Source organism: Halorubrum sp. (assembly GCF_046498025.1).
Classification (GTDB): Archaea; Halobacteriota; Halobacteria; order Halobacteriales; family Haloferacaceae; genus Halorubrum.
This window is the reverse complement of the sequence record NZ_JAWOBM010000028.1, coordinates 1-14,338: the sequence shown is the minus strand read 5'-3', so window position 1 is coordinate 14,338 and position 14,338 is coordinate 1. Positions and strand designations below refer to the sequence as shown.

General features: G+C 62.0%; 16 protein-coding genes and 1 tRNA gene. 9 read left to right on the top strand and 8 right to left on the bottom strand.

What is annotated here, in order from left to right; genetic code table 11:
* Window positions 1-12 precede the first annotated feature (12 nt).
* Window positions 13-492 (bottom strand): cation:proton antiporter regulatory subunit, encoded by a 480-nt coding sequence (locus R6U01_RS06475; RefSeq protein ID WP_410285645.1) that lies wholly within the window; start codon window positions 490-492, stop codon window positions 13-15.
* 190 nt (window positions 493-682) lie between these two features.
* On the opposite strand from R6U01_RS06475, the gene R6U01_RS06470 reads away from it, so the two are divergent.
* The 3 genes from R6U01_RS06470 to R6U01_RS06460 all read left to right on the top strand — a co-directional run bounded on the left by R6U01_RS06470 (window position 683) and on the right by R6U01_RS06460 (window position 2,950).
* Window positions 683-1,033: a hypothetical protein gene (locus R6U01_RS06470; protein WP_410285644.1), complete on the top strand. Its 351-nt coding sequence runs from the start codon at window positions 683-685 to the stop codon at window positions 1,031-1,033.
* 80 nt (window positions 1,034-1,113) lie between these two features.
* Window positions 1,114-2,415, top strand: a complete 1,302-nt coding sequence (locus R6U01_RS06465) for an RNB domain-containing ribonuclease (protein WP_410285643.1) — start codon at window positions 1,114-1,116, stop codon at window positions 2,413-2,415.
* Between the two features lie 115 nt (window positions 2,416-2,530).
* Entirely contained in the window at window positions 2,531-2,950 is a 420-nt protein-coding gene (locus R6U01_RS06460; RefSeq protein WP_410285642.1) for a hypothetical protein, read from the top strand.
* A 22-nt stretch (window positions 2,951-2,972) separates the two neighbouring features.
* Here the strand turns inward: R6U01_RS06460 and R6U01_RS06455 are convergent, their stop codons facing one another.
* From R6U01_RS06455 to R6U01_RS06440, 4 genes are all read right to left on the bottom strand, one after another.
* Window positions 2,973-4,250, bottom strand: coding sequence for an MFS transporter (locus R6U01_RS06455; RefSeq protein ID WP_410285641.1), 1,278 nt, complete (start codon window positions 4,248-4,250; stop codon window positions 2,973-2,975).
* 76 nt (window positions 4,251-4,326) lie between these two features.
* The gene (locus R6U01_RS06450) at window positions 4,327-5,070 is read right to left on the bottom strand and encodes a MaoC family dehydratase (RefSeq protein ID WP_410285640.1); all 744 of its coding nucleotides are present in this window, start codon (window positions 5,068-5,070) and stop codon (window positions 4,327-4,329) included.
* A 60-nt stretch (window positions 5,071-5,130) separates the two neighbouring features.
* Window positions 5,131-5,265 (bottom strand): hypothetical protein, encoded by a 135-nt coding sequence (locus R6U01_RS06445; protein WP_410285639.1) that lies wholly within the window; start codon window positions 5,263-5,265, stop codon window positions 5,131-5,133.
* Between the two features lie 75 nt (window positions 5,266-5,340).
* Window positions 5,341-5,592 carry a Rieske 2Fe-2S domain-containing protein gene (locus R6U01_RS06440; protein WP_410285673.1) on the bottom strand — a complete coding sequence of 84 codons (252 nt, stop codon included), beginning with the start codon at window positions 5,590-5,592 and terminating at the stop codon, window positions 5,341-5,343.
* 83 nt (window positions 5,593-5,675) lie between these two features.
* On the opposite strand from R6U01_RS06440, the gene R6U01_RS06435 reads away from it, so the two are divergent.
* The 4 genes from R6U01_RS06435 (at window position 5,676) to R6U01_RS06420 (ending at window position 9,005) form a co-directional block, all read left to right on the top strand.
* Window positions 5,676-6,050, top strand: coding sequence for a hypothetical protein (locus R6U01_RS06435; RefSeq protein ID WP_410285638.1), 375 nt, complete (start codon window positions 5,676-5,678; stop codon window positions 6,048-6,050).
* Window positions 6,051-6,378: 328 nt separating this feature from the next.
* Complete coding sequence (locus R6U01_RS06430) at window positions 6,379-7,386, top strand: tyrosine-type recombinase/integrase (RefSeq protein WP_410285637.1); 1,008 nt, start codon at window positions 6,379-6,381, stop codon at window positions 7,384-7,386.
* Window positions 7,387-7,435: 49 nt separating this feature from the next.
* Window positions 7,436-8,119: a hypothetical protein gene (locus R6U01_RS06425; protein ID WP_410285636.1), complete on the top strand. Its 684-nt coding sequence runs from the start codon at window positions 7,436-7,438 to the stop codon at window positions 8,117-8,119.
* A 250-nt stretch (window positions 8,120-8,369) separates the two neighbouring features.
* A complete protein-coding gene (locus R6U01_RS06420; RefSeq protein WP_410285635.1) occupies window positions 8,370-9,005 on the top strand; it encodes a hypothetical protein in 636 nt (211 codons plus the stop codon).
* A 905-nt stretch (window positions 9,006-9,910) separates the two neighbouring features.
* Here R6U01_RS06420 and R6U01_RS06415 read toward each other — a convergent pair.
* The 3 genes from R6U01_RS06415 to R6U01_RS06405 all read right to left on the bottom strand — a co-directional run bounded on the left by R6U01_RS06415 (window position 9,911) and on the right by R6U01_RS06405 (window position 12,077).
* Window positions 9,911-10,654, bottom strand: a complete 744-nt coding sequence (locus R6U01_RS06415) for a hypothetical protein (protein WP_410285634.1) — start codon at window positions 10,652-10,654, stop codon at window positions 9,911-9,913.
* Between the two features lie 173 nt (window positions 10,655-10,827).
* The gene (locus R6U01_RS06410; RefSeq protein ID WP_410285633.1) at window positions 10,828-11,514 is read right to left on the bottom strand and encodes a hypothetical protein; all 687 of its coding nucleotides are present in this window, start codon (window positions 11,512-11,514) and stop codon (window positions 10,828-10,830) included.
* 491 nt (window positions 11,515-12,005) lie between these two features.
* Window positions 12,006-12,077 (bottom strand) — tRNA-Ala (locus R6U01_RS06405).
* Between the two features lie 251 nt (window positions 12,078-12,328).
* On the opposite strand from R6U01_RS06405, the gene R6U01_RS06400 reads away from it, so the two are divergent.
* The gene (locus tag R6U01_RS06400) at window positions 12,329-13,093 is read left to right on the top strand and encodes a DUF120 domain-containing protein (protein WP_410285632.1); all 765 of its coding nucleotides are present in this window, start codon (window positions 12,329-12,331) and stop codon (window positions 13,091-13,093) included.
* Window positions 13,093-13,824 (top strand): 3,4-dihydroxy-2-butanone-4-phosphate synthase, encoded by a 732-nt coding sequence (ribB, locus tag R6U01_RS06395; protein WP_410285631.1) that lies wholly within the window; start codon window positions 13,093-13,095, stop codon window positions 13,822-13,824. The genes R6U01_RS06400 and ribB overlap by 1 nt, the downstream gene beginning before the upstream one ends.
* Window positions 13,825-14,338 lie beyond the last annotated feature (514 nt).

Here is a 14,338-nt window from a genome sequence, read left to right as displayed (position 1 = left end):
CGGACCGGCCGCTCATCCGGTGAGGAGCTCCTCGAACGCCGCGCAGTCCTCGGGCGTGCCGACCCCGATGACGGTGTCGCCCTCGCGGAGCGTTGTGTCGGCGGTCGGGCTCTCGACGACCTCGTCGCCGCGCTGGATCGCGACCACGACGAACCCGGTCTGGTTGCCGATGTCCGCGCTCTCTAACGTCTCGCCGATGAGCGGCGACCCCGGGTGGAGCTCGTACCACTCCAAGAGGATCCCGCCGGGCAGGGTCGTCTCCTGCGTGTCGGGTTCGACCGGCTGGAAGTACGCGCCCTCGATGATCGAGCCGATCGTTCGGGCGAGGTCGTCCGAGAACTCGAACACCCGCTTCGCGTCGGCGTTCGAGTCGGCACGGCGGAACACCTCGCGTTTCCCCGTGTTGTGGATGACGACGACCATCTCGCCGTCGTCGAGTTCGATCTCGAACTTCTTCCCGACGCCCGGGAGGTCGGATTCGCGGATCGTCATATCGGGATGAACGCGGCCTCGGTAATAGGTGTACACCTCGGGCGCGTCGCTCGGGCGGTTCCCCGTATCGGCCCGGTCCCGGCGACGACGCGCTCGGGGCCACGGTCGCGACGACGCGCTCGAGGTCACGGTCGCGACGACGCGCGACGTCGTACCAAACGCTAAGTGGGCTGGGGCCGACGTGGCGACCATGTGGCGCTCCCGGAAGAACCGGGATCGGCGGACGGTGACCTGCATCGCGTGTGGGGACTCGCTGTTGCGCGAGGACGCGCGCGAGTACGACAAGGAGGGGGACCGCTGGGACCGGCGCGACAAGGAGTTCGAGTACCTCTGTACAGAGTGCGACGACAATCTCTGTCATCAGCCCCGCGACGGGCTCGAAGCACTGATCTGCTCCATCGAGGCCGACGGCCTCTCGCGCGAGGAGTTCCTCGGTCGGTACGCCGACGCGGTCGGGCCCGACGACCGCGACGACGCCGACGCGACCGAGTCCCGCAGGCGATCGGACCGCGACCGAGAGCGGTCCGACCGCGACCGGTAGCCGTACCCCGCGCCGTCGTTCCGGACGGCTCCGCCTCCCCGCCCGACAGGCCTTTCTAACGGACACGCGTTGGTCCCGGTATGTCAGACGACGAGCCGAAACCCGGGTCCGCCGAGGACCAAGGCCCCGTGACGATCACGGCGGAGTTGGCGGACCGACTCGCCGAGAAGCGGACGGAGCTGTTCGAGGAGTTCGAGATCCCCGACGAGTTCCCGAACGAGGTCCTCCGCGAGGCCGAGACCCGGACCGAGGACGTGTACGACGAGATCGACGCCGAGATCGACGAGCGCGAGGACCTCCGCGACCTCACGACGTGGACCACCGACCCGATCGACGCGCAGGACTTCGACGACGCCATCTCCATCGAGCGCGAGGAGGGCGCCTACCGGCTGTGGGTCCACATCGCCGACGTCACCCACTACGTCACCCCGGACACCGCGATGTGGGAGGAGGCGGTGAAGCGGTCGAACACCGTCTACCTGCCCGACTACACGATCCACATGCTCCCGCCGGTGCTTGCCGAGACCGTCTGCTCGCTCGTCCCCAACGAGGACCGGCTCGCGCACACCGTCGAGATGGAGATCGACGACGAGACGCTCTCGTTCGAGGACATCGACATCTACAAGTCCGTCATCAACTCCGACGAGCGGCTCACCTACAAGCAGTGCGAGGAGCGGCTGGAGGACCCCTCGCTCCCCCTCGGCGAGGAGAACCGGCTCGCCTTCGAGCTCGCCGACCGAATGCACGAGCAGCGCAAGGAGGACGGCTCGCTCGTCCTCAATCCCCGGCGAGACCGCGCGCACACCATCATCGAGGAGTCGATGCTGAAGGCGAACAAGGCGGTGACGCACACGCTGATGTGGGACCGCGGCGTCGAGGCGATGTACCGGGTCCACCCCCAGCCGACGCCGGATCAGTGGAGCAAGGCGCTCCAAGAGATACAGGATCTCGACGGCGTCTCCATTCCCGGCAGCGCGTGGGGCGACGACCCGCGGAAGGCCGTCAACGCCGCCCTCGAGGAGTCGCCCGGCCGGCAGCTCAACAAGATCCAGCGCGCCGTGCTGAAGGTGATGCCCCGCGCGAAGTACATGAACGACCCGTTCGGCGGCCACCACGCCCTCAACTTCGACATCTACGGGCACTTCACCTCGCCCATCCGCCGGCTCTCGGACACGATCAACCACTGGATCGTCCACGAGAACGACGTGCCGGAGAACCTCGTGGAGCTGTGCGACCACGCCAGCGACCGGCAGAAAGACGGCGAAACGGTCGAGCGCATATATAAGCAGTTCCTCCAGGAGCAGGGGCTCGACCCCCACGCGGTGAACAACCGCGGGATCGAGGTCGTCGACGACACGGAAGAGGCGAAACACACCGTCTGACCCGTCGACGCTCGCGAGAGGGCGTCTCCGACGTCGTCGAGGGCCCGAGCGTACGGACTGCCGAAGCGTGTAGGCCGCCGAAGCGTATAGACCGCCGGAGTCCCTAGTCGTCGGTATGACCCATCACGACCACGAAGAGCGTCACGCGGTCGATCGGAGAGCCGACCGAGACCGCACGCGGGCCGAGCGGGACGCGGAGCGAGCCGCGACGCTCGGCGGGTTCACCGGAGCGGTGCTCGGCGCTCGCGGTGGCCCGATCGGAGCCGGAATCGGCGCCTTCGTCGGCGGATCGACCGGCTACGCCGTCGGCTACGCGCTGAGCGAACTGGAGGAGAAAGGCGGCGATCCCCACGAGACGACGCTCGACGACTACGCGACCGACGACGGTCCCGGAGACGAGGGACCGGTCCGGATCGAGGTCGGCGAAGAGGCAGACGAGGGTGACGAAGGCGATGATAGGGACGAGGAGGAGTACGGCGAAGACGACTACGGCGAAGGCGACTACGGCGAGGACGATCACCGATCCGAGGAGTGACCGGGGCGCGAGACCCGCGTCGTCAGTCCCGCCGGGTCGCGAACCGAGCGATCGCGGTCGCCGAGAGCGCCCCGAGCGCAGCGATGCCCGCGAGGACGAAGAACAGTTCCCGCGGTCCGGCGAGCGTGAGGACCCAGCCCGCGAGCGCGGCGCCGAGCGCCCCGACGCCGAAGATGCCGAGGTACGTGTAGCCGAACGAGATGCCGCGCGCCTCGCTCGGCGAGTAGGCCGCGACCGTCGCCTGCGAGAGCGGCTGGACCGTGAACAGCGCGACCCCGAGCGCGAGCGAGACCGCGAGGAACGACGCGGTGGTCGCACCGGCGGGGACGAAGAGGAGCGCGAGCCCGGCCAGCACGGTCATGAGAACCATCAGCCCCCGCTCCGGCGGCATCCGGTCGGCGATCCGTCCGCCGAGGTACTGGCCGAGGACGCCGACCGTGAGGACCGCGACGTACACGTACCGCGCGAGGTCGAACTCCTGGGCGTACGGACTCTCGGGGTCGACGAGGTGGACGTCGATCAGCCCGTCGAGGGCGTCCCCGAGGAGGTCCGGCAGGAACGTGAGGAACGTCCGGTAGTAGAGCCCGCTGAGCGTGACGAACGCGAACACGATCAGGAACCCGCCGGCGAGCAGGACCCGCGTGTCGTCGACGATCGTCGACGGGGAGACCTCGCCCTTGGCGCCGTCGCCGTCGCTTCCGGCGGCGTCAGTCCCCGCCCCGCCGTCGGCGGCCGCGGGGTCGGGCAGCGCCGCGTCGACGTCGACGGTGACGCCGTAGGCGGCGACGACGACGGCGGGAACCGTGAGCGCGGCCGCGACGATCCGCCAGTCGAACGCTAACAGGAGCAGCGCGGTGGCGAGCGGACCGAGCGCGATACCGAGGTTTCCGCCGATCCCGTGGTAGCCGAGCGCGGTCCCGCGGCGCTCCACCGACTTGGAGAGCAGCGACAGCCCGGCGGGGTGGTAGACGCTCGCGGTGACGCCCCACGCGGCGATGGCGAGCGCGAGCGCGGGGAGTGTGGGAGCGACGCTCACGAGGAGGAACGACGCCGCCATCCCGCCGAGACACGCGAGGATGAGTGGCTTGGAGCCGAACCGGTCGACGAGGATGCCGCCGGGGAGCGCGCCGACCCCGAACAGCCCGTAGCCGACGGTGGAGACGAGCCCGAGCGTGGCCGCGGTCGTCGAGAACTCCCCGATCCACACCGTCAACAGGATCGGGATCGAGAGCTCGTAGGTGTGGACGAGTCCGTGCGAGCCGGCGGTGAACGCCACGATCCGTCGCTCGGCGCGGTCCATCGGGCGACCGTTCCCCGCGGCGGAGGATAGCTTCGGTGGTTGCTGTCGGGGTTGCCGCGAGTGCCGGCCGGCGGCGTCACTCCAAGTCCGCCGGCTGCGTGCCGATCCCCTCCGGCCAGCCCGTCGGTTGCGCGGGGCTCGGCTCGGCGTGCGACCGCTTCAACACCATCGGCGTGCGCTCTAAGGAGAGCACGAGCTCGTCGTTCTGGTTGTACGCGCGCAGCTCGGTAGTGACGATCCCGACGTGATCGCGGGAAGAGGACTCGCGCTTCTCGAGCACCTCGGACTCCGCGAACAGCGTGTCGCCGTGGAAGAGGGGGGCGTGGTGGCGGACCTCGTCGTAGCCGAGGTTCGCGGTGGCGTTGGCGCTCACGTCGACGACGCTCATCCCGACCGCCAAGGCGATGACGAAGGTGCCGTCGACGAGGCGCTCGCCGAACTCCGTCTCGGCCGCGTACGCCTCGTTGAAGTGCATCGGATTGCAGTTCAATGTGAGGTTGGTGAACCAGACGTTGTCCGTCTCCGTCACCGTCCGGCCGTACGGGTGTTTGTACACGTCGCCGACGTCGAAGTCCTCGTAGTAGCGTCCCTCCCAGCCGCCGACGAGCCGGCGGTCCGTGCCTCCGTCGGTCGTCGCGACGACCTCTGAACCGTTATCGGTCGCGGTGTCGGCCACGGAACCGCCGCCTGTCGCGGCGTCACCGCCATCGTCAGTCGCGGCGTCACCGCCATCGTCAGTCGCGGCGTCACCGCCTGTCCCCCCGTGGCTGTCCGTCGTCGCCGATTCACCGCGGTCATGCGCATCGCTGTCGTGGACCATATCGGCGACCGACGACGACGGGTCAAAAGAGAGTTGTGTTCGCGGACCTCGTCGCGCCGGCTACGCGAAGTTGATCGACGTGTACAACAACAGCCCGGCGGAGACGAGGGTGACCAGCACCAGCCACCCGATCATGATCGCGCCCATCTGGCGATGCGAGAGGTTCGTTCCCTCGAGTATCTCGGAGACGCTCATAACTGAGGCGATTCGCCCAGAGTATATAACGGCTTCCAACAGAAAGGGTCGACAGAGCGGTCAGTCGGCCTTCCGTCAGCGCTTGGGCGGGTCGTCCAGGGCGGGCCCGGAGACGACCTCGCCCTCGTAGGTGAACCGCGAGCCGTGACAGGGGCAGTCCCAGGTGCGCTCGGCGTCGTTCCAGCGGGTCACACACTTCATGTGCGGACAGCCCGCCGAGACGGCGTGGACTCGGCCCTTCTCGTCGCGATAGACGCCGTGAGATCGACCGTCTTCGCGGATCACGCTCGCCTCGCCCGCCGACGGGAGGTCGGCAGACGAGAGCAGTACGTCCGCCCAGTCGCCCGCGAAGTGACCCGCGACGCCGGCGGCGTCCCGTCGATCCGAACCACTCGCGAGGAACGATTACCATGGGAAACGGCAAGACAGGCGCGTATGCGGCGGCCGAGTTGGGATCGAAGCTCCGGGGCGAGGACCCCGGCGAGAACGTCCGATCGTTCGCTGGGCTCGTCGACGACCGGCGGACGCTCCGGCTCCTCAACTACTACAACGGGCTGATCGACGAGCCGATCGAGGACACGGAGATCGGCCGGCTCATCATCCAGAACGCGGCGACGCGGACGATCGACGAGGCGGTCCGACACGGGAGCGTCTCGCAGATGAAGAGCGCGACCGGGCTCATCGGACAGGAACGCGACGGCGCCGGGGTGCAACGGTACGCGCGACGAACTCTTTCAGCGGCTCCGCTCGCGGGTATATATACGGAAGCACAGACTCGGGAGTAGAACGGCTGAGCATCGGCTCCTCGGTCCTGAGGAGTCGAGTAAAACTCAGATGGACTCGCGGGGATTTGAACCAGAGCCAGACGTGCTCGCTCACTCCGTTCGCTGCGCGCGACTGGCAGGGTTCAAATCCCCGCTTGTTACAAAATTGCGCCGCTCGCGATATTGCTCGCGGCGCAGAAATGAGGACTCGCGGGGGTCCCGTGAGCGGTAGCGAACGGGACCACGCGAGGGAACGAGACGAACGAAGTGAGTCGAGTGGACTCGCGGGGATTTGAACTCCGGGGTCTGACAGGCTGGAGAAGCCGTCTACGGGTGACTGGCACCAGCGATGAATCTGAAGACCACACCCCCGACCGACGCCAAGACCCGGTTCCTGAACAAGAAGCGCAGCCACGTCACCGACAAGACGATCCACAACTACGACGCCACCCTGCGGCAGTTCCTCGACTTCCTCGACAGCGAGGGAACCACCGACATGCGCGACGTGACCAGCGACACGATCGCCCGGTTCGAGGAACACCGCCTGCGGTCGGTGAAGCCCATCACCTGCCGCAACGACATGCGGATTGTCAAGAACTTCATCCAGTTCTGCGAGTCGATTCAGGCCGTCCCCGCCAGACTACACGAGCTGATCCAAGTCACGAAGATCAAGCCCGGCGACGAGGTGTGCGACGACTTCGTGACGCGGGAGGAAGCCGTGGCGATCTTAGACAGGCTCTCGAAGTTCGACTATGCCAGCACCCGACACGTCGTCTTCCTGCTTCTCTGGAAGTGCGGCATGCGGATCAGCGGCCTCCGTGCGCTTGACGTGGAGGACTTCGATGAGGGACGGCCCGCGATCGAGATCCGCCACCGGCCCGGAACGCGGACGCCACTCAAGCGGAAGCTGGACAGCGAGCGGGACGTCTTCATCACTCCGGAGACCGCCGAAGTGGTCGCCGACTACATCGAAACGACGCGCCCGGACGTGACCGATGATTACGATAGAACCCCCCTGATCGCCACGACACACGGGCGGGCGAGTCGAACGACTATCACCAAACACGTCTACCTGTCCACGTCACCGTGCTTCTACAACGGCGGAACCTGCCCGTTCAACGAGGACCCGCAGGAGTGTCAGGCAACCAGTTGGGGCCACGCCTCGAAGTGCCCCGGCTCAGTCAGTCCCCACGCGCTTCGTAGGGGCTATGTGACGGCAGCACGGAACGCGGGGCAGCCGAAGGACGTGACCGGCGATCGGGTGAACATGAGCGGGTCTATCTTGGATCGGCACTACGACAAAGGCTCGCACGACGAGAAGGCTGAACGGCGGAAGGACTTCTTGAAGGATATTTGATCGAACTGATGACCGGCACAAACATATCAATCAAATTCAAATAGAGACTATGACAATACCGAATCCCAACGAATTGAGCAACGGAGACATACTCCGCATAGACTACCACAGGACGGCATTCGACACAGAAAGTAGAGTTGAGGTTGTGGTAGACTCAGTCAGAGAACACGGCGGAGAGACCTTGATCACTCTCCTTGATGAGTGGGGAAACACAACCAACGACGAAGTCCACATCACCGATTCGGGGGGATACCTTTCGGCTGATGTTTTCAACGAGGGACCGATTGACTCTATCGAGGTAATCGGTGAGGTGCCTCCCGACTTTGGGAAGCATTACATTCTCTTTCGACCTCCACCGTTCCGGGATCACGTCTTGAGAAAATCGAGGACGGGGAAGTTTGAGAATGTCTGTAAATACAACGTCGACATCCATGACGGAGAGAAGGTTCGGGCGGATAAGATCACCCCAAGACAACGGTCGTTGATAAACATCTGTGACGGTTGCCATTCCCATTTCAACGAACATCTCCGTGAGGAATTGCCAGAGCCCATGGAAAGAGGCCAAATTGAGGAGGAGACACCATTTCTGTGTCCTTCCTGTGGTAAGCCCCCGGAGAGAGTTGAGCACGTGAGAATGCTGACGGGTATGATTAGTCATCATGAGGACGGACGCTGTGGACCGTGGATGAAACAGATCTATCTGGATTGGCGATTAAACGGATATAGCCAATAATACGTCGACTCCACATATTTGATCGCAGTCCAGATTTGCATGTTATCACCGTCTCTCATGTTCGACGGACGATCTATCTGCTATCTCGTGTCACGGTATCTATAATACGGAGAACGTGGTCTAGTTCAAATGAGGAGGAAACTCTAATTCTCGGTTAGCGGCTGGTATTCGAATATCGTTGTATGGGGTGTTTCAAGGCCATGAAAGCCCGATCTCCGATTCTGCGCGCGGTTTTTCTCCTCTATCTACCATGAATGAAGAACTCTCAGAAGCATATGCTGCGCTGGCGACGCCCGACACGAACAACGCGACAAGCATCACTTGGCAGGATGAAACAGTCCCCCGATACCCACAAGACGGGTATCCCGGAGAGACATACCGTGAACGGTTCAAGAACTTCGATCTACTCAATCAGGGAGCATACAACGGACAGAAATGGGAAAACAAGGACTTGGTCCGATACAGATTGAACGAGTGGGGCATCCGATCAGTAGCGAGCCAAATTGAGCTACTACCGTGGCAGACCTCGAAAGCTTCGACGTATATTCACTCCCTCCAGCTCGACAGGTGGGGTAAGAATGCGTCTCTCGTCATGTTTGGAATCTGCTCACTCCTTGTCCATGAGGACTCAAACGATGTGCGAAAGACGTACCCCGATTGTACAGACAGAGATCCGCTATTCGAGAAGATTCAACTGAGCCTCGGCATCACCGACAAACAAGTCCGAAGCATCTACCAGAAACTCAAACAGCACTTTGACACCCACGAGGTGGCTCCGAAACCGCAGTTCGATCGCTTCAGTACAGATAGTTACCAGCCTGAGATATATCAAGGAAAGCGCATTACCGGGGTACATAATGGTGTGCCACAGTACGGGATGACCTGACTCGCCGGTACCCCCTATATAAACCCCTTTCCATTAATACTACTGTAGAAGAACTACAGAGGACCGAATTAGGACAGGATAGTCGTCCGCAATCAAGGATAAACCGTTATCAGTTCCGGTTCTGTCCAACTCAAGTCACTAACGCGATAGAACCGCCGCCCGTAGAATCAACCCACATCCACCGCCGCGACTCCGACACTAAGCCGGAATACCCTGTGAAACGAACCATCGTGACACAAAAGTAAACGTCTCTTGGCGTAGTTAGCGACCCGGGAGACGGCAACACCACCGACAGTTTCCGATATTAGGTCAACGGTATAGTCTGGAGAATATTTGCTATCTCATAGCATGATGTGTGTCTCTATAGAAATCTTCAGAAATCGGATCAGCAATTCTCTGGCCGACTCTATGTCACGTGAAGGCCAAACCTGACCGTGTAGTAACCCGCCTTGTATCTGTTCACCACCGCCGGCGGCTTCTCTCGTTCGTAGGCCAACGGTGAGCCCCGTGGTACACGCCGACGTGGAAACAATACCTTCCATGCTCCCCGTTTCCCGAAGACCGTTCGGAGTGTCCTTGGTCGTCTGAGGCGACTCTGGCCGGTCACTTGTCATCGCCAGACACCCCGCCGTACCACCCGCTCGGCCGCCCATCTTATTTTTGGATCTGCCCTGCCTCAGCGAGTTCGTTCAATTTGCTCAGGGCGGTCCGACACACGATTCTGAGTTCGCTCGCTACCTTGGTACCAGTCCGGTCTCAACGTCGGGTAAACAGCGTGAGCATGCCCGTAAGAGTGAGCTATCTCGGTGTAACTATCAATATCGGATCAGCCACAGTCGGCGCGTTATTGATGACGTCGGGACTCGTGATACGATAGGACCTCTTTCGGATGGCCCAACTTGAGGTCAGGTGAACGGAGTGTGCAGGATTTGAACGTAGGTTAACAGGACTGTATAGAAGATATAGAGGACGCTGAAAAACACGAATCCGGGATAGAGAAGTTCTTTCAGCGACGGGATTGATAAAAATGGGTACTTTGGGGGCCTGACATCTGGTTCAGGTAAATCGTCTGAGAGGTAGTCAGGGATGTTCTTCGCGTGTTCGTTACCAACTACGGCGACAACTCGGCCACCTTCCCGAGCTGCTTCGGTGATCTGCTCAGCGATCATCTCATCTCGACCGCCCTCTGACCTTCGAGATTCGTGGACGCGGAGAACGAGAAGTGGTAGGAGTGAACTGACAAACAACCAACCGGAACCCTGCAAGACTCTGCCATCTATTCCCACGTAGAGCGAGTAGGTCAGAATAACAAAAAAGAGGCCGACTGCGAACATCTGCACAAGTAGGTGGGAGTTTTGTAGTATGTCGAGGTCAGTTTCTCTGGTGTACTCGGTTTCAGCCCCTTGTGCATCAGCGAGGTCTCCGAGGATGGAGTGGTCAAGGTAAATTTGGCGGGCAAATAGATATTGGAAGATGAGCATTATCCAACCGTACCATTGCTGTGTAAGGCTATATTCGGCTTCATCAGCTTGCCCCTCAAGAATGAGATGATCTACGCCTTCAACGAGGATTTCACGTTCTTCCTCAAGATCAGCGTTCGAGGTGTGTATCTCTCCCTTTATTATGATCTCTGCTCTTGTATCACTCATTACCAGAGGTGATTCATTAATGCACATTAATATTACCGTGAGCAGACCTTAGTGGAATAGTAGTTTACCAAAGGCGTTAACAGAGCGACCTTCTGTAAAAATTGTTTTTTGCCCTGATAAGCAGGTCCGCATCGCTTACTTAGCATCTCAGCAGAGCCAAAAAAGAGTACCATTCACAGAGCAAAATTGAATAAAATGAATCCTATGAGAGCAACGATGACACCGATAATGAGTGTGGCTTGGACGACGGCTACAACGGCTTTGCCGGTGTTCATAGACCCATCGCCTGTAAGCGATTGATATCCGTTCACTCCCTCTTCAATTACGTTAGCAATCTCCTCTAATTCTGAACCATTATGACTGTTCCCGCCTGCGCGCTCATCATCACCCGTAGGGCCGCCTGTTCCGTAATTTGATTTTCGTTTGTGAATGAATCTGACAGGCGCATCGTCTGGGTTCATTCCCATCCCAGCCTGATTCTCGTAGTCGTTCTTTAATCTCCGCCACCCATCCATATCATCAATACCGCAGGCAAGAGCAATGACATGAGAATACTCTTTCTGATATTCCTCAATCTGTCCGCGTAATTTCTTGCCCTGACTGTTCGAGAAATCGCGTTTCATCTCAACCCCGATCTCCCCATTAACAACGACATCTCCGTTGACATTACCGTGTTCGCGTTCGACTACAATTTCATCATTCGCACCGATCATGCTGTTACTTGAGTTTAGCTGGTGATCAAGATGAGCCTGTAATTCGTTTTGGAACTTTGACTCATGATCGTGGGCCTCTGATGGCGTCCAATCTTCAATCGCTGAGGCAACTTTGCGTGCTAATTGTTGATTTGTCCCTAATGACATCTTTCTGCCCTTATGAGAACATACACACAGACATTACTTATTATTGTATGTGAATATCTTTGTGCCCGTCATTATAGTTCTGTCAATTATTATTTACAAAGATGATTGGCCACAATCAAGCAGCCATATATGACCATCGCAAAATTCGAGATCGATTCTCGGCCTAACTCTGTGTCACGCACACAAGTCGCCTGACCGTGTTCTAACCGACCCGGGCGTCATTCGGCGTCGCTGGGGCGTTCTATCGCAACGAGAGCCCACGCGAGGGTGCCGGCGATCAACCTCGAACCGGAAGCTTGTCCGAATACAGCTCCTTTGCACAGACCGCATCACGGCTCGCCCGCAACCCCGCTACCGAATCAAATGTTGGCGGCAATCCCGTCCGCGAGACGGATTCAAATGGCCTTGTTGGAGAGTACCTGAATGCGAATATTGATGTATGAGGCCCTCTAAGGTAGTAATACAGTCATTCGGCGGTTTCAAAAAGTGAGTGGACTCGCGGGGATTTGAACCCCGGGCCTCTTCCTTGCGAAGGAAGCGATCTGCCGCTGATCTACGAGCCCGCACCCGAAACCACTCGCCGTTCGTATTTGTACCTTACCTTTCGACGACCCGCACGAGAGAGGTTCGCAGGCGAGTATCCGACACGGGACGAGCCCCGCCGGTACCGACGGGATTAGGTAACCGTCGCACCGAGTTGCACCTGAAACGGAGCGGTGTCGAACGGTCGGTGCCGAATTAAAACCAGATTAACGTTTTTGAGACGCATCCCATATTCGTTACACTTTTGCGTACGGGCGGCGCAGATCGGAGTATGGCAGAAGCGACGGCGACGACGGACCCCGATCCGGCCGCGATCGCGGCCCTGAAACACGTCGGGCTCGTCGGCGGCCTGACCGAGACGAAGGTGTCGTGTGCGGCCCTCGGGGACCGGCTCGACGCCTCGACACAGACCGCCTCTCGGCGGCTCCAGACGCTCGAATCCGCGGGCTACGTCGAACGCGACGTGGTCGGCGACGGTCAGTGGGTGCGTATCACGGACGCGGGCGAGGCGGCCCTCCGCGCCGAGTACGCCGACTACCGCCGGCTGTTCGAGACCGACATCGAACTCGTCCTCCGCGGCGCCGTCACCGGCGGGATGGGCGAGGGACGTCACTACATCACCCTGCCCGGCTACGCCGAGCAGTTCCGGGCGCGGCTCGGCTACGAGCCGTTCCCGGGGACGCTCAACGTCGACCTGAGCGAGGAGAGCATCCGGCGCCGCGGCGAGATGGCCGGAATCGACGCGGTCCCCATCGATGCGTGGGAGGACGAGGACCGCACCTACGGCGCGGCCTCGTGCTACGGAGTCACCCTCGTCGCCGGCGACGAGCGCTACGAGGAGGTCCACGCGATCGTCCCCGACCGCACCCACCACGACGACGACCAGCTCGAGCTCATCGCGCCCGACCGGCTTCGCGACGCCCTCGCGCTCGCCGACGGCGACGAGGTCGAAGTGCGCGTAACCACGGCGAGCCGGGCGGACGACCCCGACGACGAGGAGACCGAGCGCGACGCCCCCGGGACGGAGGTGGCCTGATGCGCGCCGACGTCGACGCCGACGCGGAGGTCGCCCCCGAGGCCGAGACCGGGACGCCCGCCGACGCGAGTGAGTCCGTCGAGCGCGCGCTCGACGCGTTCCGCGCCGGCGAACCCGTCTGCGTCCACGACTTCGCCGACCGCGAGGGCGAGACCGACATCGTCTACCCGGCCGGCGCCGTCGACGAGGCGGCCGTCGCGCACATGCGCAACGACGCCGGCGGGCTGATCTGCGTGGCGGTCGGGGACCCCGTCGCCGACGCGTTCGGGCTCCCGTTCCTCGCGGACGCCCTCGACCACCCCGCGGTCGACGACGACCCCGACTACGACGACCGCTCCTCGTTCTCGCTGCCCGTGAACCACCGCGAGACGTTCACCGGCATCACCGACGAGGACCGCGCTCGGACCATCGTCGAACTGGCGGGCGCGGCCGCCGCAGTCGACGACGATCCCGCGGAGTACGGCCCCGAGGACTTCGCGGCGGAGTTCCGCGCGCCCGGCCACGTCCACGTGCTCCGGGGCGACCGCGACGGCCTCGCCGGCCGGACCGGTCACACCGAGCTCGGGCTCGCGATGACGGAAGCCGTCGGCGCTGCCCCCGCCGCCGTGGTCTGCGAGATGCTCGACGACGAGACCGGTGCCGCACTGACGCCTGCGGACGCCGAGGTGTACGCCCGCCGGCGCGGCATCCCCTACGTCGAGGGCGCGGCGCTCGTCGAGGCGCTTAAATAACCGAACGCGGTGCCGTCGGCGCGCGCCGCCGAACGGCCGCCGGAGGCGGCCGTGAGGGGCGCGTGCGAGGGACGCGGCGACCGAAGGGAGCCGCGAGGCTGGGGAGGCGTGAGGTGCGGTTGCGGTGCGGGCGCGGTGCGGTCGGTGGGACTCAAAGGGGCAGCCGCGAGGACGGCGCAGGCGACGTAAGCACCGCAAGGAGCGAGTGTAACGAGCGACTGAGGAGCGAAGCGAGCGTGCGCCGTCCTCGCGGCTGGGGCTTTGGAGGTGTTCTCTGTCACAGCGACTGTGACGACGTATAGCCGAGCGGTTGGGGCTTTGAAGTCGTTCGTCGCAGCGCCATCGATCGTTTATAAATATTCGACGGCAACATCCGGATTCATTTATAAATGTCTGCTTCCCGACCAGAGACTCCGTGATCGGCCGAGTACCGACCGCAACCCCCTTACCCCGTCCGGGCCCGCCTTCGGGTATGCAACCGACAGGGCACCTGCGCGGCGACGCGGTCCGCGTC

Coding starts and splice junctions, on each gene's coding strand:
- R6U01_RS06475 (WP_410285645.1), bottom strand. CDS start 492: ATGACGATCCGCGAATCCGACCTCCCGGGCGTCGGGAAGAAGTTCGAG.
- R6U01_RS06470 (WP_410285644.1), top strand. CDS start 683: ATGTGGCGCTCCCGGAAGAACCGGGATCGGCGGACGGTGACCTGCATC.
- R6U01_RS06465 (WP_410285643.1), top strand. CDS start 1,114: ATGTCAGACGACGAGCCGAAACCCGGGTCCGCCGAGGACCAAGGCCCC.
- R6U01_RS06460 (WP_410285642.1), top strand. CDS start 2,531: ATGACCCATCACGACCACGAAGAGCGTCACGCGGTCGATCGGAGAGCC.
- R6U01_RS06455 (WP_410285641.1), bottom strand. CDS start 4,250: ATGGACCGCGCCGAGCGACGGATCGTGGCGTTCACCGCCGGCTCGCAC.
- R6U01_RS06450 (WP_410285640.1), bottom strand. CDS start 5,070: ATGGTCCACGACAGCGATGCGCATGACCGCGGTGAATCGGCGACGACG.
- R6U01_RS06445 (WP_410285639.1), bottom strand. CDS start 5,265: ATGAGCGTCTCCGAGATACTCGAGGGAACGAACCTCTCGCATCGCCAG.
- R6U01_RS06435 (WP_410285638.1), top strand. CDS start 5,676: ATGGGAAACGGCAAGACAGGCGCGTATGCGGCGGCCGAGTTGGGATCG.
- R6U01_RS06430 (WP_410285637.1), top strand. CDS start 6,379: ATGAATCTGAAGACCACACCCCCGACCGACGCCAAGACCCGGTTCCTG.
- R6U01_RS06425 (WP_410285636.1), top strand. CDS start 7,436: ATGACAATACCGAATCCCAACGAATTGAGCAACGGAGACATACTCCGC.
- R6U01_RS06420 (WP_410285635.1), top strand. CDS start 8,370: ATGAATGAAGAACTCTCAGAAGCATATGCTGCGCTGGCGACGCCCGAC.
- R6U01_RS06415 (WP_410285634.1), bottom strand. CDS start 10,654: ATGAGTGATACAAGAGCAGAGATCATAATAAAGGGAGAGATACACACC.
- R6U01_RS06410 (WP_410285633.1), bottom strand. CDS start 11,514: ATGTCATTAGGGACAAATCAACAATTAGCACGCAAAGTTGCCTCAGCG.
- R6U01_RS06400 (WP_410285632.1), top strand. CDS start 12,329: ATGGCAGAAGCGACGGCGACGACGGACCCCGATCCGGCCGCGATCGCG.
- ribB (WP_410285631.1), top strand. CDS start 13,093: ATGCGCGCCGACGTCGACGCCGACGCGGAGGTCGCCCCCGAGGCCGAG.